Annotated in this window: 15 protein-coding genes; 14 read left to right on the top strand and 1 reads right to left on the bottom strand. The window is 36.9% G+C overall.

What is annotated here, in order from left to right:
* The first annotated feature begins 27 nt into the window (after positions 1-27).
* The 6 genes from IV512_RS12005 to IV512_RS11980 are packed head-to-tail and all read left to right on the top strand — an operon-like array spanning position 28 to position 11321.
* Entirely contained in the window at positions 28-1890 is a 1863-nt protein-coding gene (locus tag IV512_RS12005; protein ID WP_209403655.1) for a site-specific DNA-methyltransferase, read from the top strand.
* 2 nt (positions 1891-1892) lie between these two features.
* The gene (locus IV512_RS12000) at positions 1893-5018 is read left to right on the top strand and encodes a type III restriction-modification system endonuclease (RefSeq protein WP_209403653.1); all 3126 of its coding nucleotides are present in this window, start codon (positions 1893-1895) and stop codon (positions 5016-5018) included.
* Between the two features lie 4 nt (positions 5019-5022).
* Entirely contained in the window at positions 5023-8250 is a 3228-nt protein-coding gene (locus tag IV512_RS11995) for a helicase-related protein (RefSeq protein ID WP_209403651.1), read from the top strand.
* Complete coding sequence (locus IV512_RS11990) at positions 8250-8906, top strand: DUF4391 domain-containing protein (RefSeq protein WP_209403649.1); 657 nt, start codon at positions 8250-8252, stop codon at positions 8904-8906. The genes IV512_RS11995 and IV512_RS11990 overlap by 1 nt, the downstream gene beginning before the upstream one ends.
* On the top strand, positions 8903-10414 hold the full coding sequence (locus IV512_RS11985) for a DUF2779 domain-containing protein (protein WP_209403647.1): 1512 nt from the start codon (positions 8903-8905) through the stop codon (positions 10412-10414). The genes IV512_RS11990 and IV512_RS11985 overlap by 4 nt, the downstream gene beginning before the upstream one ends.
* A complete protein-coding gene (locus IV512_RS11980; RefSeq protein ID WP_209403645.1) occupies positions 10392-11321 on the top strand; it encodes a COG2958 family protein in 930 nt (309 codons plus the stop codon). Before IV512_RS11985 ends, IV512_RS11980 begins: the two co-directional genes overlap by 23 nt.
* Before the next feature lie 453 nt (positions 11322-11774).
* On the opposite strand, the gene IV512_RS11975 is transcribed toward IV512_RS11980, so the two are convergent.
* Positions 11775-13826 carry a helix-turn-helix domain-containing protein gene (locus IV512_RS11975; protein WP_209403643.1) on the bottom strand — a complete coding sequence of 684 codons (2052 nt, stop codon included), beginning with the start codon at positions 13824-13826 and terminating at the stop codon, positions 11775-11777.
* A 494-nt stretch (positions 13827-14320) separates the two neighbouring features.
* Here IV512_RS11975 and IV512_RS19970 point away from each other — a divergent pair, with 494 nt between their 5' ends.
* From IV512_RS19970 to IV512_RS11940, 8 genes are all read left to right on the top strand, one after another.
* On the top strand, positions 14321-14443 hold the full coding sequence (locus IV512_RS19970) for a hypothetical protein (RefSeq protein ID WP_256439303.1): 123 nt from the start codon (positions 14321-14323) through the stop codon (positions 14441-14443).
* 88 nt (positions 14444-14531) lie between these two features.
* Positions 14532-15182: an ankyrin repeat domain-containing protein gene (locus tag IV512_RS11970; RefSeq protein WP_245224773.1), complete on the top strand. Its 651-nt coding sequence runs from the start codon at positions 14532-14534 to the stop codon at positions 15180-15182.
* 22 nt (positions 15183-15204) lie between these two features.
* A complete protein-coding gene (locus tag IV512_RS11965; RefSeq protein WP_209403641.1) occupies positions 15205-16299 on the top strand; it encodes an acyltransferase family protein in 1095 nt (364 codons plus the stop codon).
* A 147-nt stretch (positions 16300-16446) separates the two neighbouring features.
* Positions 16447-17010, top strand: coding sequence for a hypothetical protein (locus IV512_RS11960; protein ID WP_245224771.1), 564 nt, complete (start codon positions 16447-16449; stop codon positions 17008-17010).
* A 165-nt stretch (positions 17011-17175) separates the two neighbouring features.
* Positions 17176-18099 carry an NAD(P)-dependent alcohol dehydrogenase gene (locus IV512_RS11955; RefSeq protein WP_209403639.1) on the top strand — a complete coding sequence of 308 codons (924 nt, stop codon included), beginning with the start codon at positions 17176-17178 and terminating at the stop codon, positions 18097-18099.
* Positions 18100-18102: 3 nt separating this feature from the next.
* The gene (locus tag IV512_RS11950) at positions 18103-19140 is read left to right on the top strand and encodes a serine hydrolase (protein WP_209403637.1); all 1038 of its coding nucleotides are present in this window, start codon (positions 18103-18105) and stop codon (positions 19138-19140) included.
* 127 nt (positions 19141-19267) lie between these two features.
* Positions 19268-19735 (top strand): hypothetical protein, encoded by a 468-nt coding sequence (locus IV512_RS11945; RefSeq protein ID WP_209403635.1) that lies wholly within the window; start codon positions 19268-19270, stop codon positions 19733-19735.
* A 68-nt stretch (positions 19736-19803) separates the two neighbouring features.
* Positions 19804-20919 carry an adenylate/guanylate cyclase domain-containing protein gene (locus IV512_RS11940; protein ID WP_245224769.1) on the top strand — a complete coding sequence of 372 codons (1116 nt, stop codon included), beginning with the start codon at positions 19804-19806 and terminating at the stop codon, positions 20917-20919.
* The last annotated feature ends 220 nt before the right edge of the window (positions 20920-21139 follow it).

Raw genomic sequence — 21139 nt, 5'->3', positions numbered from 1 at the left:
AATATTGACTAACAATTGGACCAAAATATGACCACAGAAAAACTAGACCTTTCCTCCCCAGATTTAGTCAATGAGAACTTTGAAAAGCTCGCTGAACTTTTTCCCAATTGCGTTACAGAGAGTGCCGAGGGTAAAGCCATAGACTTTGATTTGCTAAAACAAGAGTTAAACCATGCGGTAGTTGAGGGAAATAAAGAACGGTATCGCTTGGAATGGCCGGGCAAGAAAGAGGCTATTGTAACGGCAAATCTCCCTACCACCAAAACCTTACGCCCTATACGAGAAGACTCTGTTGATTTTGACAATACAGAGAACCTCTATATTGAAGGGGATAATTTGGAGGTGCTCAAATTACTTCAAGAAAGCTATTTGGGTAAAATCAAAATGATTTATATAGACCCGCCTTACAATACGGGTAAGGACTTCGTGTATAAAGATAATTTTACTCAGGATAGCGAAGAATATAAGCAGGAAAGTGGACAAAAAGATGAGTATAACCAACGCTTATTCCAAAATGCAGACACTTCTGGGCGATATCATTCTGATTGGTTAAGCATGTTATTTCCAAGACTAAAATTAGCAAGAAACCTCTTAACAGAAGATGGTGCCGTCTTTATATCAATAGACGATAACGAACTTGGAAACCTCATAAAGCTATGTGATGAGATTTTTGGAGAAGCCAACTTCATCGCTACATTTTTATGGGAAAAACGAAAAACAAGGGAAAATAGAAAAGAAGTTTCAACCCGACATGATTATATAGTTTGTTACGCACGAGATAGGGCTGCGGTGTCAAGAGTTTTAGGACTAATGGAGATGGATGATGAAGCAAAAAGCCGTTACAAGAATCCAGATAATGACCCGAGAGGGGTTTGGACTTCTGTTCCGGCTATTGCACAAGCTGGACATGGTACTAAAAACCAATTTTATACTCTTATTACGCCTTCGGGAAGAGAAGTTGACCCGCCCTCAGGTTCTTGTTGGAGATATACAAAGACAAGAATGGATGAAGCTATAGCAGATAACAGAATTTGGTTTGGAAGTGATGGGGGCGGGGTTCCAAGAATTAAAAAGTTTATAACGGAAGGTCAGCAGGGCTTAACGGTTGAAACAATTTGGTGGGCTAAAGAAGTTGGGACAAATGATTCGGCAAAAAGAGAATTGACAAAACTTTTTAATGGAACAGCAGTCTTTGATACTCCTAAACCAACTGGTTTAATTTCTAGAATGTTAGAAATTGCTTCTGAGGAAAGTTCAATAGTGCTCGACTTCTTTTCTGGTTCTGCTCCATTGGCGGATGCGGTACTCAGCCATAATGCACTAAAAAGCAATTCTCAAAAATTTATATTGGTCCAAATCCCTGAAGAAACGGAATCCGGTAGTGAAGCCTATAAAGCCGGATATAATAATCTTTGTGAAATAGGCAAGGAACGTATCCGTAGGGCTGCGAAAAAAGTCAAAAAAGAAACAGAGGCGGATATTGATTATGGCTTTCGTGTCTACCGTTTAGATGAAAGTAATATGCAAGATGTGTATTATAAACCACAAGAATATACCCAAGATAATCTAGAACTCTTTTCTGATAACGTTAAACCCGATAGAACTGCTGATGACCTTTTGGCACAGGTGATGCTAGATTGGGGTTTACCATTATCGCTGAAAATCGAGCAAGTTGATATTAACGGGAAGAGGGTTTTTAAGGTAGCTGAAAACTCCCTTTTTGCTTGTTTTGATGATGGTATTGACGAAGCTTTTGCAAAAGAAATCGCTAAAGACGAACCCCTGCGTATTGTTTTCAAGGATAGTGGTTTTAAAGACGATACGGCAAAGACCAATGTAAAGCAGTTATTGAAACAGTTGAGTCCTGAAACTGAAATGAAAGTTATTTAAGGATGAAACTACAATTTAAGGAACAAGATTTTCAGGTTAAGGCGGTACAGGCTGTGGTAGATTGCTTTCAAGGTCAACCCTTAAAAACAAACCGTTTTACCCTAGAGCGCAGTAAGGAGCTTATTCGCAAGGCAAAACAAGCGGCATCGGGCACGGCATCTTTAGATTTTAATATTGAGGAAGAAATCGGTTATCGTAATAGCAGCATTCAAATTTTAGAAACCCAGGTTTTAAAAAACATCCAAGAGGTTCAAAAAGAAAATGAACTACATGAAAGTGAGTATATAGAAAGACCGAAGCAAGCAAAGCTCGGATATAACCTGACCATTGAAATGGAAACGGGTACGGGTAAGACCTATACCTATATCCGTACCATGTACGAACTTTTTGAAAAGTATGGTTGGAGCAAGTTTATAGTTATTGTTCCGAGTATAGCTATTCGAGAAGGGGTGTATAAATCGTTCCAAGTCACCCAAGAGCATTTTCAAGAAAAATACGGGCATAAGATTAACCCCTTTATTTACAATTCAGGTCGTCCGCAAGACATTGAAAACTTTGCCTCAGATAGTAGAATTAGTGTTATGATTATCAATACGCAAGCCTTTAACGCGAGAGGAAAAGATGCAAGACGTATCTATCAAGAACTTGACCAATTTGGCACTCGAAAGCCTATTGAAATTATCTCTCAGACTAATCCGATTTTGATTATCGACGAACCGCAGTCGGTTGATGGTAAGAAGACCTTGGAAAGTATGCAAGATTTCAACCCGCTCTTTACACTTAGATATTCTGCAACCCACAAAATCGATTATAATAAGATTTATCGGTTAGATGCCTTGGATGCTTACAATAAAAGGCTTGTAAAGAAAATTCAAGTAAAGGGCATAAACTTAAAAGGTTCTACGGGTACGACAGGCTACTTATATCTAGAACACATAAGTTTAAGCACAACAAAACCGCCCTTTGCGGTTTTGGAGTTTGAACAACGCATCGGGGCAGGGGTTAAAAAGGTTCGCAGAAAATTAAGTGAGGGAGCCAATTTATATGAGCTTTCCGGAAATATGCCAGCCTATAAAAATCAGACCATAACTGAAATCAACGGATATCTAAACAAAGTGGTCATAGGAGGCCAAGATATTAATCCTGGGGATATTCTAAACGATACGGATGAAAATGCTTTCCGAAGAGTGCAAATTCGGGAATGCATTCTATCTCATTTACAAAAAGAAAAACAGCTTTTCGGTAAAGGCATCAAGGTATTGTCACTTTTTTTCATTGATACCGTAGAAAAATATAGGGTGTATGATGATGAAGGAGAGCAACAATTAGGCGAGTATGCGCAAATATTCGAAGAGGAATATAATAAAGTTGTCAGTGAATTTTTAGACCTGTTTCATCAGGAGTATAATGATTATCTGAAGGATACAGACTCCGGGAAAGTCCATAAAGGTTATATGCCTACTAACTATGGGGCATATCTAAAAAGAGATAATGCCGAGAACGTCCATAATGGCTACTTCTCTATCGACAAAAAAGGCAAATCAGTTGACCCGTCCGTAAAACGCGGTAGCGATGAATCGGACGATATTTCAGCTTATGACCTCATTATGAAGGACAAAGAGCGATTATTAAGTTTTGAAGAACCTACTCGATTTATCTTTTCACATTCTGCGTTGAAAGAGGGTTGGGATAATCCCAATGTTTTTCAAATCTGTGCCTTAAAGAATCCTGAAAGCGGTAGTGAGACAAGAAGACGGCAAGAGGTAGGAAGAGGTATGCGATTGTGTGTCAATAAAAATGGTAACCGTTTAGACTTCGAAGCTGTCGGAGAGCAAGTGCATGAAATCAATAAATTGACTGTCATAGCTTCTGAAAGTTATGAAGCATTTGCTAAGGGATTACAAAAGGAAATCGCTGCAACCTTGAAAGATAGACCACAAAAAGCTGAGATAGCTTTCTTCGTTGGAAAAATGATTACAAGTGAAAGTGGAGAAGAACATAGAATAACCGAGGATGAAGCCAAAAAAATTCAGTTCAAGTTAATCGTGGGTCAGATTATAGATGAGAACTACAAAATCACCACCGATGGGAAAGAACTGATTGAGCAGGAAAAAATTCCAGTACCCGAGCAACTAGAACCGTTTAGGGCCTCAATAGGAAAATTATTAAAATCGATTTATACGGGAGAAGAGTTTAAGCCTGAGAATGAACGGGAAACCATTATACTCAATACGAATACAAATTTTAAGAAGAAAGAATTTCAGGCACTATGGGATAAAATAAACCTTAAAACCATTTATGAGGTCAAATTTGATACTGGAAAACTAATAGAGGACAGTAAAATTCGTATCAATGCTCAACTGAATATTGGTGATAGGGTGTATGAGGTGAAAACGGGCGAGTTACAAGATGGCACTAAAGAAGAAATGAAAGACGGTAGTTTGGTCAAGGAATCGAAACGTGAATTTTTGAAATTGGATAACGACCTTTATGCGGATACGGTTTATGATGTTGTCGGTGAGATAGAGGCAATAACCAACCTAACGCGCAGAACCATTGTTTCCATTCTTAAATCAATTAGTGAAAAGAAGTTTTTGCTTATCAGAAAAAACCCTGAAGAATTTATTGCCAAAGTAAGTAAGCTAATTAATGAGGTTAAAGCTAGCCTCATTATCAATAACATTGTTTATCACAAGACTGACGAACGCCATGATGCTAAGACAGTATTTACGAATGACAAATTTGCCCTTCGTAATTCTGAATTATTGAAAAAGCATATCTATGACTTTTTAACTTCTGATTCCGGTATTGAGTCCAAATTTGCAACCGCCTTGGAAAATAGTGTAGAGGTCGTTGTTTACGCCAAGCTTCCTAAAAGTTTCTATATCTCTACGCCGGTAGCCAATTATAGTCCAGATTGGGCAATAGTATTTGATAAGGACAAGGTGAGACAAATCTATTTTGTAGCAGAAACCAAAGGCTCTGATTCTGATATGGACCTACGAGAAATCGAAAAATTGAAAATTCATTGTGCTGGAGAACATTTTAAAGAAATAAGCGGCAATGAAGTACGATTTGAAAAAGTCAGTAGCTACGATAAATTACTAGAAATTGTGCAATCGGACTAGTTAAATGAATTTAATAGATAATGTAAATAACCGTCTAGGTGACGATTTAAAAGAAAGTATCGGCAAGGGATGCAAGTTGAGTATCGCAGCCGCTTCTTTCTCTATCTATGCATTTGAAGCATTAAAAAAAGAGCTAGGTAAGATAGACGAATTACGGTTTATTTTTTCTTCCCCTACCTTTATCGACCAAGAGTTTCAAAAGCAAGACAGAAAGTTTTATATACCACATATTTATAAGGAATCCGAATTATGTGGAGGTGAGTTTGAATTACGGTTGATGAACCAATTGAACCAGCGGGCAATCGCCAAAGAGTGTTCTAAATGGGTTAGGGATAAGGTGACTTTCAAATCTAATAAGCAGAGTAATCTTCCATTGAACGGGATGATTCATATTAAGAACAAAGAGGATAAAGAGTATGCTTATTCCAACATTAGCAGTTTCACATCTTCTGATTTGGGTATTACCCAAAAAAAAGGTTTTCCAACGCTAATTCAAAAAACCAATTTTCCTGATAGCAAGGCTTATATAAATTGGTTTGACGAGGTTTGGGAAAATGAAGAATACTTAAAGGATGTAACTGAAAAGGTGCAGGACTATTTTGAAAGTGCCTATAAAGAGAATAGCCCTGAATTTATCTACTTCATAACACTCTACAATATCTTCAACGATTTCTTAGACGACCTTTCTATTGATAATCTACCCAATGACCAGATAGGTTTTAAAGAATCTGTAGTTTGGAGCAAGCTTTATAATTTTCAACAAGACGCGGTTATTGGGGCGATAAACAAGTTAGAAAAATATAAGGGCTGCATTCTCGCTGATAGTGTTGGTTTAGGTAAGACCTTCTCTGCTCTTGGAGTCATCAAATATTACGAGATGCGGAACAAGGATGTACTTGTACTGTGTCCCAAGAAGCTTGAAGCGAATTGGAATACCTATCGCCATAATGATAAGAACAACATTCTGGCAAAAGATAGGTTTCGGTATGACGTATTGTTTCATACTGACTTATCTAGAGACAGAGGAACGAGTAACGGGCGAAATCTAGAATCCGTTAATTGGGGCAATTATGGGCTTATTGTTATTGATGAATCTCATAATTTTAGAAATAACAATACGGTTGTAGGTAAAGAAAATAGATACCAAAAACTACTTCGAAAAGTTATTCAAGAAGGCATTGAGACTAAGGTAATGATGCTTTCAGCTACCCCTGTAAATAATCGTTTCAACGATTTGAAAAATCAATTGGCATTGGCTTATGAGGGAGAAGCGGTAAATATCGACGAAAAGCTAGAAACCGATAAGGGGATAGATTTAGTTTTTAAAAGAGCGCAAACCGCATTCAACATTTGGAGCAAGTACGACACCGCCGAGCGAACTACCGATGCTTTGTTGGAGATGCTGGATTTTGATTTCTTTGAAATTTTAGATTCCCTGACAATAGCTCGTTCTCGAAAACATATCACAACATACTATGATACTTCCGCAATTGGGAAGTTTCCTGAACGTAACAAGCCCGTATCCATACAAAGCCCTTTAACGGACTCAATGGATGTTACTTATGTAGATATAGCCGAGAAGCTGACATTACTTAACTTATCTATTTATACCCCCTTAAATTATATTCTTCCGAGCAAGATGCAGCTCTATGCGGATTTATATGATAAAACTGTTAAATCTGGGAGATTAACGCAGATTGACCGTGAAAAAAGTTTGCGCATTTTGATGCGGATAAATCTTTTAAAGCGTCTAGAAAGTTCAGTAGATTCTTTTAGAATAACCTTAGAAGGGGTGATTTCACAAATAGAGAACGCTGTTAAAATCATTGATAAGGGTAGCTCTGGAAAATATGAGGGACTACAAGCAAAACTTGATGATGAAAACTTTGATTGGGAAGCTGATTGGGGCGATGAAGAAAGTGTTATCGGTAAAAAAATCAAGGTTCACATTAGTGATATGGACGCTACAAAATGGCGTGAAGACCTAAATGAAGATTTGCTAATCCTGAGGAGTCTATGGAGCAGTATTGTAGATATTCGTGGTGAAAAAGACACCAAACTTCAAAAGCTGGTCGCATTATTGGATGCCAAAATTAAAGAGCCTTTTAATAAAGACAACAAGAAGGCAATTGTGTTCACTGCGTTTGCCGACACTGCAAATTATCTTAACGAGCATTTGAGCAAGCATCTCAAAGATAAATACGAATTGAATACCGCGTTGGTTACTGGTTCAAGAAAAATCAGCAACACCAAGAAAATCCCACCAGATTTGAATGCCATCTTATCTTGTTTTTCGCCTTTGTCTAAAGATAAGAACCAACTCTATCCTCAAATAAAGGAATCTATAGATTTACTCATAGCAACAGATTGTATTTCTGAAGGGCAAAATCTTCAAGATTGCGACTACTTGATTAATTACGATATCCATTGGAATCCCGTTCGGATTATTCAGCGCTTTGGGCGTATCGACCGTATAGGTTCTAAAAATGACAGTATTACAATGGTTAATTTCTGGCCAGATATAACACTAGATAATTATATCAATCTAAAACAGCGTGTCGAAAGTAAAATGTTAATCAGCAACATGGCGAGTACAGGGGATGATAACATTCTCAACACCGACGAAAAAGATTTGGATTATCGGAAGATTCAACTGCAAAAATTACAGGAAGAAGTTATTGACCTAGAGGATTTAAGGGAAGGGGTCAGTATTACCGACCTTGGTTTGAATGATTTTAGAGTTGATTTAACCAATTTAATTAAAGTTTACGGGGAATTGAAAGATATACCGGAGGGACTTCATACGGTGGTCAAGTCTACCCCTATACTTGAACAGGGTGTAATCTATATTCTGAAAAATTTGAATTCAGGCGTAAATATCGATAGACTCAATAGGCTTCATCCCTATTATATGGTTTACATCAAAAACTCAGGGGAATTACTTTTAAACCATGTAGATTCTAAGAAAATCTTGGATGCTGTTAGAATGCTTTGTAAAGGAATACATGAACCGATTGCCGATTTATGCCAAGAATTAAGTGAGGAGACAGATGAGTATCACGATATGAAAGAGTACTCCTTACTATTGAAAAAGAGTATCGGAAGTATTCTGAGGGTTGAAGAAGAAAAAGAAGTTTTAAGCCTCTTTAAATCGGGAGGTACAACGGCATTACAAGATAAAATAAAGGGTATAGAAGACTTTAAGCTAATTTCATTCTTAATTGTCCGATAATGGGTTATTTCAATCTTCCCATAAGCACGCAGGTAAATAAGATTGTTCCTAAAAATGCATTCGACTCTTATACTACTGCAAAGCAAAAGAAACTTTTTGTTGATAAAGTTGGGCGAATTACTTGGGTTAATAAACTTTCAAGAAAGACAACTAACTTAGAGACTAAGGAAATTCAAGAAATTCAAATATTCGAAATTGAACTTAAATCGAAGTCAAACATTAAAGTTGTATTAGATACCATTGATAAATCAATTCCGTATCCAATTATTTTTTTGATGAGGTTTAATAGCGAGGCATATCTCTCGTCTTCTACTAAACACCCAAATCCACTTAATGAGGATAACTCCGTAATTGACTGGACGTTTAAAACAAATTGGTTCAATCCTGAAAAGAAAAAATTCTGCCTTAATCTAAAGAAAAATCTGGATTACGTTTTCAAGGATTTTTGTGTGCAATTATCAGGTAAACCTGATTTGAGAAAAAAATCTCTAAAAAAGATAGTCGAGTATGAAAAGCAGATAGATACAGTAGAAAAAGAAATACTGAGATTAAAGGCGGCACTTTCTAAGATGAAACAGTTCAATAAAAAAGTTGAATTGAATACCGAGTTGAACATTAAAAAACAAGAGCTTTTAAGCTTAAATGATAAGTTATGATGTTAACTAAGACGGACTTCATACAATATCTAAACTGTCTTGAATCTTTATGGCTTTTGAAAAACCAACCGGATGATTATCCAAATGGTGAGTTTTCACTTTTTCTTCAAAAACTTATTGAAGAAGGATATGAGGTGGAAGAACAAGCTCAGAAACTCTTCCCTCATGGTATTGAACTTCCAGAATTTGGCACACCCAAAGACACTCAAAAAATATTACAGAATGGTGGCTTGTGCTTTTTTCAAGCTGCTTTTGAAACAAATATAGGTGTGTTTGCTCGTGTTGATATTTTAGAACATCTGCCAAATAATACCTGGCACTTATATGAAGTTAAATCATCGACTAGTGTTAAAACGGACAAAAAGCACAACCATTTAAAAGATGCTTGTTTTCAAAAATATGTCTTAGAGCAGAATGGATTGAGTGTATCGAATGTGTCCATTATTCACTTAAACAAGGAATATGTCCGCAATGGTGAAATAGACCTTGAACAATTATTAAATATTGAAGATGTAACTGAAAAGATTAGGGGGCTGTATTCGGAAGTTTCTATAGAGATTGAACAAGCAGCGCACTATATCAATCAAAAATCGATAGATACTTCACAATGTTCATGCAGGTTAAATACACGTTCCAATCATTGCGATAGCTTTTCATTTTTTAATACTGAAATACCAGAATTCAGTATTTATGAGATAGGTAATATTAGAGCTAATAAAATTCAAGATTTAAATAACGAAGGTGTTTTGAGCATTGGAGAAATCCCTAATAATTTTAAGTTGAATGCCAAACAGGAATTGCAGATTGAATCCTTTCGTCATAGAAAACCAATAATTGAAAAGGCGAGAATAGCTAAGATTCTATCATCGTTAGAATTCCCGCTTCATTTTATCGATTATGAAACTTATGCAAGTGCTGTTCCCAAGATTGACGGCGTAAGACCGCATCAGCATATTCCCTTTCAGGTATCTATACATACGATACAGTCCGATGGTTCAATAGAGCATTTTGAGTTTCTAGCTCATGAATTAGAAATACCAACTCAGATGGTTCAATTTATGTCAGATAGTACAGGAACGATAGGAACATTCATTTCGTGGCATAAGAGCTTTGAGATGGGGCGTAATAAGGATATGATTGAATGGTTGCCTCAATATCAGGAGTATTTAGAGTTCATGAACTCGAACATGTTTGATTTGGAGGATATTTTTAAATCAGAATATGTAGATTATCGTTTTCATGGCTCTACCTCAATCAAAAAAGTTTTACCTGTCTTATTACCCGAATTATCCTATGATGACTTAGGGGTTCAAAACGGTACTATGGCATTAGACCTTTGGGGACGAATGGTATTGGATAAGAATTTCAAAGAGGATAAAGCACAGGTAAGAGCTGCGCTTTTGGAATATTGTAAATTAGACACTTGGGCAATGGTAATGCTATTTAAAAAGCTGAAAGAAACAACAAAAAAAAGAAAGATTCAACATGGCATTCAATCTAGGAAATAAGGTGCTCGACTTTTTGAAAGAGAGTCCTGAAAAACGTTATACGGCGCGCGAAATTGCTACCTGGATATTTGAAACCTATCCAGATTATATCCAAAGAAAAAAGAGTCGCTCCAAAGCTACTGTAATTCCTCTAAAAGATGATGATGCGGTTATTCAACAAGTAATTGCCGAAATAAGTTCTCAACGTCCACGCCTTCAAAAAAAGTATCCTGAAATAAAGACTACCGAAGGACGACCCCGCAAATATTACTTTACCGAGTCATCTGATAGTGCCGAAATTGAAAGAGCTGAAACAATTAGTACTAATGAATCAGGTGTTACTTCAATCAAGGAGCATGACCTGTACCCAATGCTTAGTGATTTTCTATGGTCTGAATTAGAAGTTTATAGTAAGCGTATTGACGAGAAGCGGTCAAAGAACTCTCATGGACCAAAAGGAAATAAATGGCTTTATCCCGATTTGGTAGGTATGGAGGATTTAAGCCAAGATTGGAATAGGGAAATTAAAGATTGTGTAGGTCAGTATGCAGATAAAAGAACCAAACTTTGGTCTTTTGAAGTGAAAATATTGGTCAATCGTTCAAACATTAGAGAGGTATTTTTTCAGACAGTTAGTAATTCATCTTGGTCAAATTTTGGTTATTTGGTAGCAAGTGAGATTGAGGGAGCAGAGACTTTAAAAGAACTAAGAATGTTGTCTAGTTTACATGGAATAGGCTTTATCCAATTAGATATAGAAAATCCTTCCGAAAGTCAGATCATTATTCCTGCCAAAGAAAAACTAGAAATTGATTGGAATACCGCTAACAGGTTAGCAGATGAAAACAAAGATTTTATTGAGTACATTAAACTTGTGAGGCAGTTTTATCAAACTGGGGAAATTAGGGATAAGGATTGGGATGCTTAGGTTGTTGTCTAAATTGAGCTCTAAACATAAGTTTTGTAAAATTCAAATAGATTCATATCGTTTTGATACTCTTTTCTTATTTTTAAGATATGAAAGCTTCAAAAAGCCTTTTAGGGAGACCTTTTCGGTTACCTATATTGAAAAATTGATCATAACAAGTTGGTTATTAATGGAATAGGGTAGGGGTTCTAACTCTGCCACCCCGACTTTAGTATTCGAACCCTGATAATCTTTTAGATTGTCAGGGTTTATTTTTTTAGCCCTTCTCCAAGTACTTACTGTTTCAGTATTTAATCCTCTTAAAAAGTCAACAGGTCGTTCAATACTTATAACACTCAATTCTTGGAGATACTATCATAGTATGGTCGATCGATAGTCTGTATGTTTTCAATGATGATAAACTTGATGACCAGTGTTGCTAAGTCTATTGTAAATTGAAAAATCTGACTTACTTTAAATGAGGCCTTTCTGCTCTAAAGACTTTTTTAGATTCGCCTGATTTTTCCAGAACCGGTCAATAATCTTTTGTATAATGGGCTCAAATTCCGGATGTTCATTCAATGGTTTAATTAGGGGTTCATTTTCAATTAACAAAAACCAATAAATATAATTCTCTATTTCTGAAAATATTCGGAGTTGCTCGATGGCCTCATTAATTTTCCCTTCATAGGCATATTTCCAAACCAGATTAATACTTTGGTAAGAAGACTTATCTTCTTTACAGTATTCTGAAAAATCTCTAAAAAGTTTCTCAGCCTCGGAGTCTAGCCCCATTTTTTTATATACCTGTGCAATTTTGGCGTTTTCCTGCCGATAAATGCCCAGACCATTTGCCTCCCTCGCTTTTACAAATTTTGAATAATAAAAATGGGCTTTTTTATAATTTTCCTCTAAATAGAACAACTTGCCAATATTTTGTAATAGGTCTAGACGAGTGGTATCCTTGTTCCATTCTTTTACTACTAAATTTCTTGTTCGCTCAATATCCCCATCCTTAGCGAAGAGTACGAATGCCTTTAAAAGAGGTGCATAATAGTTCTCGGCACTGTAATCTAAAGACATGTCAACGTATTTTAGCGCTTCATCCATAAAACCTGACAGCAACAGGGCATTACTTAACTGTAAATATGTATAACTCTGGGTGGCGGAATCACTGGCGATATTGAGCTGAACGCCTTTTAGCGCGTACTCAAGATATTTATTGGTATTGGGAATCATATGAGAATAAAATTCCGCAAGCATTTGTACCGCCAATGATGAATTTGGATTATACTCAAGAGCCTTATCGAGATGAGGTAGAGCTAACTTGTATTCCTTTGTTTGTATATAGTAAAAAGCCTTCGCGACCAAGCTTTCTGCAGATTTTGAATCATAGAGTAGGGCCTTGTCTGCATAATTATTGATCTTTTCGGTATACTGTTTCTCGATTTGGGACATTTCGAGAAGATAGTAGGAAATAGCGATGTTGGCGTAAGCTAAGGCAAACTCCGGATCTTGTTCTATGGCCTTTTCAAATAATGGAATAGCCTTTTCCAAGCCTTCTGTCGTGCGTAAATAATAGGGATCTAATGCTTGTAGATAGTAATCGTAGGCTAAAAGGTTTTTGGTCGGTTTTTTTTCAATTTGCTCTAGTTCAGAAGGTGTAACTACAGCTGCAATGGCATCTGCAATTTTCTTCGCCACATCATTCTGCAACCCAAATATATCTTCTATTTCTCGATTGTACTGTTCCATCCAAATAGGGGTGTCAGTTGAGGCTTCGATCAATTGAACGTTGAGCAAAACTTGATTGCCAACGCGCTGGCCACTACCTTCTACCAAATAGTTCACATGAAGTTCTTCGGCAATTTCCGGGATGCCCTTGTCTGTTTTTCTGTATTTCTCTACAGAGGTTCGGCTGATAACACGTAAATCTTCAATTTTCTGAAGGTTGTTCAGCGCAGATTCCATAAGTCCGTTTACAAAATAAAGATTGGTGGAATCGCTGCTTTCATTTTTAAATGGCAATACGGCAATGGATTTTTCAATTTTCGGTTTATTTATAATATCCTTTTTATTGAACAGTATTACGGTCACAATTATTATTGCTAAGGATATTGCAACCATAAGAGGCCAACCGTATTGCTTTAAAAAGTTGGTCTGAACCTTTTCTGTTTTCTCCAAGACGGTGCCCTTTCCGACCTCCCCAGGAGAGTGTCCATACTGTTCTCGAAAACATTTGATGAAGTATGAGGTGCTTCCAAAACCTACTTGATACGAGATTTCGGAAACGGTTAAAGATTCTTCCTTTAGCAACTCCATAGCCTCTTTCAAACGAACTTGACGAATGAATTGGCTTGCAGAAAGTTGTGTCTCTTTCTTGATTTTCCGGAGCAGGTTAGACCGGCTCATATGCATAGTATCTGCCAATTCTGAAACACCAAATTGCTCATTGGTCAAATTATTCAGAATCAGGGCTTCCGCTTCTTCGATAAAGGTTGATTTATGGGCCGTTGGATTTGACATGTTATTTTTTACTGGCTCTAAATTAAGTAAAATCTTAACAATTATCCGTAATCCCCAAGGTCACCAATTTGACGGAAAGTTCATGTTTTGCGTCATAATTTACATCTCTGCGTCATAGTTTTTACGAGCCCCTGAAACTTTACATACTTAGCTGCATAGCTCATACGGGTTGCTTCATGTTCTACAGCACCTTTGTACCAACAAAAAAATTATTACGAACATTTTAAAATTAAGATCATGAAAGCAACAATCACAAGAACAGCAACGGAATCAAGAACAGGACAGTACTTCTCAACGTTCAGCAATAGTAAGAGAACCCAATGGGCGCAGTACAGGAACTTCAATAGATAATACACCTTAAAACAAAATCATCATGGCAAATTCACCTTTTTATCCACACCGTCAGATAGTATATTTTGGAATTGGATTCGGATGGAGCACCGACAGGCAGCATGACCGAAGAGTAAATAATGAAAAAGTTGAAAATTAAAATTATGAAAGCAACAATCACACGAACAACAACGGAATCTAGAAGATTCACTGTACTTAATCATTTTAAAGACAGTAAGAGAATTCGTTGGGCCGAATCGAGATATTACTATCATTCAGAATTCTAGTTTCTAGGGTTAAAAAAGGGGGTAGACCCGCATCAAAATTTATCCCTTATCTCAACAAAAATTATAACTAACAATTAAAAATGTAATCATGAAATCAAAGATTTACGAAAACCGATTAAAATTAAATAACAAAGCCATGAACAAAACACTTGAAATTATTTCTTTAAGAACCTTTACGAATATGTCATTAGTTCTGCTCTTATTAACCTCTGCTTGTGGTCAGTCTGGTAACAAAGGAAAAACGGAGACGAACAATACTACGGAATCGAAGACCGTGGTTACTAAGCCGGAAGTCGATTTTCAATCAGCAATATTATCCGATAATGTAGAAGCTGTTAAACAGCATATTTCGGCAGGAACGGATTTGAATAAAAAAGACCCGATGACCGGAGCTACACCATTGATCACTGCCGCAAGTTTCGGAAAAAATAAAATCGCGCAACTGCTTATTGATGCCGGTGCGGATTTAACAGTTAAAAATAACGACGGGGCGACTGCTTTGCATACAGCCGCATTTTTTTGTAGGGTTGAAGTAGTACAGTCGCTTATTGATGCAAAAGCCGATAAGACTGCAAAGAACAACTTTGGTATGACCCCACGGGAAAGTGTAATGGTCCCTTTTGCGGAAATAAAGCCGATTTATGAAATGCTCCAGCAACAATTAGGGCCGATAGGTTTACAAATAGACTTGATGGAAATCGAAAAAACGCGTCCGGTCATTGCGATGATGTTGCAGTAATCAATCATAAAATTATATTCCCATGAAAATAGAAAGAAGATACGATATCGATTGGCTCAGGGTCATAGCCATAGGTTTGCTGCTCATCTATCACATAGCCATAATTTTTCAACCGTGGGCGATGTTTGTCGGCTTTATTAAGAGTGATAAATTTTTAGAGGGTTTATGGAAACCAATGACCATGCTCAACGTTTGGCGAATTCCATTGTTATTTTACGTATCGGGCATGGGCCTTTACTTTGCCATGCGTAAACGAAATTGGAGACAATTGCTTTTGGAGCGTACAAAACGGATTCTCTTGCCCTTCCTATTTGGTATTGTTGCCATCACCACCTTACACATGTTTATTTTTCAGTCCTACTATAATATGCCTATAGGGTATTTTCCCCATCAAGGCCATTTATGGTTTTTGGGTAATATATTTGTGTATGTGATTACACTTTTACCACTTTTTTACTATTTGAAGAAGGCTGGTAATGGTAAGATTAAAAGGGTTTTATTGGCCCTATTGAGTCATGCCGGTGGACCTTTGTTGATATCCCTATTCTTCGTTCTAGAGGTTTTATCGGTAAAGCCACAGCTTTTTGCATTGTATGCCCAGACGTGGCATGGCTTTTTTAATGGCTTTTTGGCCTTTCTATTCGGTTTCCTTTTTGTGTACAGTGGCAAAATATTTTGGCAGACCGTTTTGAAATGGCGCTGGTTATATATTGGTTTGGCTGCTATTTTGTTCGGTATTCGATACTTTATTTTTGCAACGGAAGCGCCAGGTTATCTTACGGCCATCGAATCAAATTGTTGGATTTTTGGAGTTTTTGGTCTTGGGTATAAGTACTTGAACAAACCCAGTAAAACCCTAAGTTATCTGAGCCAAGCGGCGTATCCTGTTTATATTATACACATGTTTGTCTTGTACGCAGGGGCCTTATTTATATTACCCTTGGAAATTTCTATCTTATTGAAGTTCATTGCGATTGTAATTTTTACTGGGGTAGGTTGCTTTCTTATTTATGAATTTGTCCTTAGAAGAATCGGTTTTTTAAGGCCATTATTTGGATTGAAATGGACCTACAAAAGAATTGAAAAGGTAAAAACTGTAACCTCGAACCTGAACTGAGATTACAAGAAATAAAAATTCTTGACTTTGGTTAAAGCTGGGGTTAAAATGTATTGAAGAATGGCCTGAACAAGAGGAGAAATGTTGTTGAAAAGAAGTAAGTACATTTAAAATATAATTAAACATGAAAATTCAAATTGCAATATTTTGGTTAATAATAATGCTTGTAATAGCTCTGAGAAATCTGGTATCACCCAACAACCAACTTTAGGTGATTATCAAGTTGGCGAAAAATGGGTGTGGAAATATAAAGGCGTAACAACGAAAGGAGAAGTACGCTCGAACGGAAAAGATACAAGAGAAATAATCAGTGTTGATGGTGTTTTGGGCATGACAATCGGAAATGATACCATTCCCGTTACTGATATTATTAAACCAGAAGTTAGCGAAACACCCAAGTACGACTGGCCTCTGGAAGTGGGTAAAAAGTGGAAATATGAAAACAATTGGACAAGTCAAGATGGAACGACGGGAAACCAAAGTCATGATGCTGAGATTTTATCATACCGAGAAGAAAAAGTAGAAGCCGGAACATTCATGGCATACACCATTAAATACACCGGTAAAACCACGAATTCCAGAGGGTATAGCGCAAATGAAGAGGAGGTTTGGTTGTATGCACCTGCTGTAAAAAACTTCATAAAACTCACTCAGAATCAAGGTGGTTTTTTATACATAGAGGAATTAATTGAATATTCAAAACCTAAATAAGGCTCTATATAAGAAGCCAACCTTAATTCCAATATGAAATGAGCCATAACAAATCTAGATTCCAACCGAGATGTTGATTTGCGAAACCGCAGGTTCACGAACACCTTTGAAAAACAATTATTAACGATGTGAATAATTACATCCGACCGATTAAAAACAATAATTATGAAAGCAGTAGTGTACGAAAAATACGGTCCGCCAAACGTACTTGAGGTAAAAAAAATGGAAAAACCAATCCCGAAAGATAATGAGATGCTCGTTAAAATTCATGCAGCAACGGTCACTTCGGGCGATGTGCGTTTGAGAGCTTCAGATTTCCCACCCTTGTTTTGGCTTCCTGCACGATTGATTTTTGGATTGTTCAGACCGAAGAAAAAAATTCTGGGCCATGAACTGGCCGGTACTATTGAAGCAACGGGAAAGAAGGTTACAAAATTTAAGGTGGGAGACCATATATTCGGTACGACCACCATGCTCAAAACTGGTTCCTATGCCGAATATATTTGCATGCCCGAAGAATGGAAAAGTGGCGTAGTAGCCCTAAAACCAGAAAATCTGAGCTTTGAGGAAGCTGCAGCGTTGCCCGTAGGAGCCATGACCGCGATGTTCCTTCTTGAGAAAGCGAACTTAAAAAAGGGTCAGCAAGTGTTGATTTATGGTGCTTCCGGTAGTGTGGGCAGTTATGCCGTTCAACTTGCAAAGCAGCAGGGCGCAGTGGTCACGGGCATTTGTAGTGGTTCAAATGTTGACATGGTAAAATCACTTGGTGCAGTAAAAGCAATCGACTATAAGAATGAGGACTATTCTAAGCAAACCGAAAAATTTGATATTGTTTTTGATGCTGTAGGCAAGACCACCAAATCAAGGGCAAAAAAAGTCTTGACCGAAGCAGGTGCTTTTGTTTCCGTCAAAATGCTGACCAAGGAAAATATTAATCATCTAAAGGAAATTAAAACCCTAGCGGAGCACGGTGAATTAAAGCCGTTTATTGACAAAACTTTTATGCTTGATGAAATGGTAGATGCCCATGAATATGTAGATTCCGGACGTAAAAGAGGTAATGTGGTAATTGAAATAAATAAAAGGTAAGGCATGGCCAAAAAACAATTTAAGCGCATACTCAGAATCCTATTTATTATGGTGAGTATAGGTTCTCTGTATTTCGTACCATGGATTTTGGTAAAGGCATGGATATTACCGTTACCCGATTCGGTTCAAGAACAAGTAGATGAGGCCATTGGTTATGGATTTGATGGTATGATTGTATATGTTGACCAAGGGGGCAAGCAACCGGCATTTTATACAGGCGGATGGAAAGATCGCGAAAATAAAATTTCCGCTGACCCTAAATCGCTGTTTAAGATTGCCAGTATTAGTAAGTTGTATGTTGCGGTTGCAATTACTAGACTAGCAAAGGATAATCATTTGTCATTGGAAGATACGCTTGCCGATTACTTTCCAGAACTTGTGGCAAGAATCGAAAATGCAGAAAGAATAACCCTTAGGTCAATGGTACAACATCGAAGTGGTATTCCCAATTTTACCGATAATCCAAAATATTGGGAAAACGAACAAGAGAATGGTAAGAAAGCGCTGGAATTCGCTCTTGATCTGCCAGCTAGTTTTGAGCCAGATGAAGGGTATGAATATTCAAACACGAACTATTTATTACTTCGCCAAATAATCGAAAAAGTAATGGGTTATAGTCACGAACGCTATATAAAGGAGGAAATTCTTGTTCCCCTTGGGCTAAAAAATACATTCTTTTCCCTTAAGGAAGTTAATTTAAACGATGTGATGAGCGGGTATTATGTTGGTATTGACAAAGATTTTAAGACCAATGAAAACGGAATGTTGGCCACAGCGGAAGACGTGGGTATTTTTCTTAGGGCATTGAACGATGGTTCTGTTTTTAAAGATGGAGAACAGGAAATCTATTCCTCTCTATATGAGTACGAGCATGGGGGCCTAGTGCCCGGTTATCAAAGTCTTGCGGAGTATCATGAAGACATCGATACAGTGGTCGTTCAATTTATAAATACGACCGATTTTGAGGGATACGAATGGAACTTATCGGAAATTGTGATAAACCGAATCGTAAAAATATTGAGAAATAAGAAAAACGGTTAATCCTATGTCTTTCTCTCCGACCAAGATACCAATCAACATGCAATTTTTAAAAAATATATTGTCTAGAACCGCAACCGTCAAATTTTTATGGTTTCTGTTTCTCTCGAGTCATATCGTTTTAGTGCTAATGATGATATTTACTTTCCCGAGAATCAACAATCAAATTGGCAACAAGGCTTTTGATCTGCAAACTTTCGGCTATTCGGTTTCGGAAGCCCGATCCATCGTAAATGCCATGAACGAACAAATTACCAACCTTTACTTGTTTCCGCAATTATCATTGTTTGACCTATTGTACCCCTTGTTGCTCGCTCAATTCTTGAGTAGTTTTCTATTTCGTTTGATCAATTTGACCCAAACAAAAAAAGGCGTGGGTTCGTTTGTATTGATCGTTCCATTCTTGGCAATGCTATTTGATTATTTAGAAAACATCTGTATCATTTTGATGATTACAAAATCCGCTGACCTATCGGAATATTTTGTGTTGGTATCCAGCACATTTACTGTGCTAAAGAGTATATTGACTACGTTCGCATGGCTATGTGTTTTATTCTATTTTTTAAAATGGATTAGAATAAAACATTGGAAAGTTTAGATGCTTTTTTAAAACTGTTGGAAACCGAACTAAAGAGATAACAAATTTGGGTTCGATATAAATTAAGTATGATACTATCCCCAAAAACAAAACGAAACATTTCACGGATTATTCCATTTGGAGTGATTTGGCTCGTTCTTGGGTGGGTCAATTTGTTTTCGCAAGAGTCTGTCAAACACGATCAAAATTTAAATCAAACTGGTGCAATCAACGTGACCCTTGAAGTCTTTGTTTTTGCAAGTATTGCTGTTACCGTAGTCGGCTTACTTGTCGGTGCCATTGAGGTAGTGTGGATGGGTAAGCTTTTTAGAAAAAAAAGTTTTTTGCAAAAAATTGGTTACAAGGTGGTTTTTTATACCTTTTTCTTACTGGTTGTTATCTTCATAACCTTTCCGATTGCGGCAGTAGTCGAACTGCATTCTTCTCCTTTGAATCCTATTATTTGGGAACGGTTTTCGAACTTTCTGATCAGTATTGAATTTGCGAGTACCTTGGTTTCTATTTCATTCAGTCTTTTTGTAAGCCTTTTTTATTCTGAAATCAGCGAAAATATAGGGCATGGGGTATTGATGAATTTCTTTACGGGAAAATATCATAAACCCACCGAAGAGAAACGGATCTTTCTGTTTTCTGATATGAAGTCCTCCACGACAATTGCCGAACAATTGGGACATATTAAATATTTTGAACTGCTTAGGGAATATTATTCAGATTTCTCTGATGCTATTATTAGACATTCGGGCGAAGTCTATCAATATATAGGTGATGAAATCGTCATCTCTTGGAAATACGAAGATGGCATCAAAAACAATAATTGTATTAACTGTTTTTTTGCCATGAGAAAAGACCTTAGAAAAAGAGCAGATCGATATATTTCCAGTTTTGGTGTAGTGCCCACTTTTAAAGCAGGACTTCACGTAGGCAAGGTAACCACTGGCGAAATAGGGGCGCTTAAAAAAGAGATTGTTTTTACCGGAGATGTACTCAATACGACCGCTCGAATTCAATCACTTTGTAACCAATATGATGTAGAGGTCATAGCTTCCGAAAATTTAATAAAATCGCTTCATTTTGACATTCAATTTCAAATTGAATCCTTAGAAACCGTTCTGTTAAAAGGGAAAGAAGAAAAAATGGAATTGTTTACCGTTACATCGACTTCCCCTCCCGAAGAATTAAAATAAACCATGATTACGTTGCTAAGAACAAGATTTATAATAGACTAATACGGAATGCTCTTTCAGGTTGAAATGCATTCGAAAAGGCAATCTTATAATAATCATGGTACAAATGAAAAACACCCCATGATGTACATGAGTACTACGCTATGAAACAGACATTTAAAAAAATTACGCCCATAACGACGTGAAAACAACTAATCTTAAATATAAAATAGATGCTATT

The sequence above is a fragment of the Pseudozobellia sp. WGM2 genome, from assembly GCF_017810075.1.
Taxonomy (GTDB): Bacteria; Bacteroidota; Bacteroidia; order Flavobacteriales; family Flavobacteriaceae; genus JADNYK01.
Note: the sequence above shows the minus strand (reverse complement) of the source record. Positions and strands in the feature narration are given on the sequence as shown.

What these genes read in the sequence shown, in the direction of transcription:
- IV512_RS12005 (WP_209403655.1), top strand. Translation starts at nt 28, where the DNA reads ATGACCACAGAAAAACTAGACCTTTCCTCCCCAGATTTAGTCAATGAG.
- IV512_RS12000 (WP_209403653.1), top strand. Translation starts at nt 1,893, where the DNA reads ATGAAACTACAATTTAAGGAACAAGATTTTCAGGTTAAGGCGGTACAG.
- IV512_RS11995 (WP_209403651.1), top strand. Translation starts at nt 5,023, where the DNA reads ATGAATTTAATAGATAATGTAAATAACCGTCTAGGTGACGATTTAAAA.
- IV512_RS11990 (WP_209403649.1), top strand. Translation starts at nt 8,250, where the DNA reads ATGGGTTATTTCAATCTTCCCATAAGCACGCAGGTAAATAAGATTGTT.
- IV512_RS11985 (WP_209403647.1), top strand. Translation starts at nt 8,903, where the DNA reads ATGATGTTAACTAAGACGGACTTCATACAATATCTAAACTGTCTTGAA.
- IV512_RS11980 (WP_209403645.1), top strand. Translation starts at nt 10,392, where the DNA reads ATGGCATTCAATCTAGGAAATAAGGTGCTCGACTTTTTGAAAGAGAGT.
- IV512_RS11975 (WP_209403643.1), bottom strand. Translation starts at nt 13,826, where the DNA reads ATGTCAAATCCAACGGCCCATAAATCAACCTTTATCGAAGAAGCGGAA.
- IV512_RS19970 (WP_256439303.1), top strand. Translation starts at nt 14,321, where the DNA reads ATGAAAGCAACAATCACACGAACAACAACGGAATCTAGAAGATTCACT.
- IV512_RS11970 (WP_245224773.1), top strand. Translation starts at nt 14,532, where the DNA reads ATGAAATCAAAGATTTACGAAAACCGATTAAAATTAAATAACAAAGCC.
- IV512_RS11965 (WP_209403641.1), top strand. Translation starts at nt 15,205, where the DNA reads ATGAAAATAGAAAGAAGATACGATATCGATTGGCTCAGGGTCATAGCC.
- IV512_RS11955 (WP_209403639.1), top strand. Translation starts at nt 17,176, where the DNA reads ATGAAAGCAGTAGTGTACGAAAAATACGGTCCGCCAAACGTACTTGAG.
- IV512_RS11950 (WP_209403637.1), top strand. Translation starts at nt 18,103, where the DNA reads ATGGCCAAAAAACAATTTAAGCGCATACTCAGAATCCTATTTATTATG.
- IV512_RS11945 (WP_209403635.1), top strand. Translation starts at nt 19,268, where the DNA reads ATGATGATATTTACTTTCCCGAGAATCAACAATCAAATTGGCAACAAG.
- IV512_RS11940 (WP_245224769.1), top strand. Translation starts at nt 19,804, where the DNA reads ATGATACTATCCCCAAAAACAAAACGAAACATTTCACGGATTATTCCA.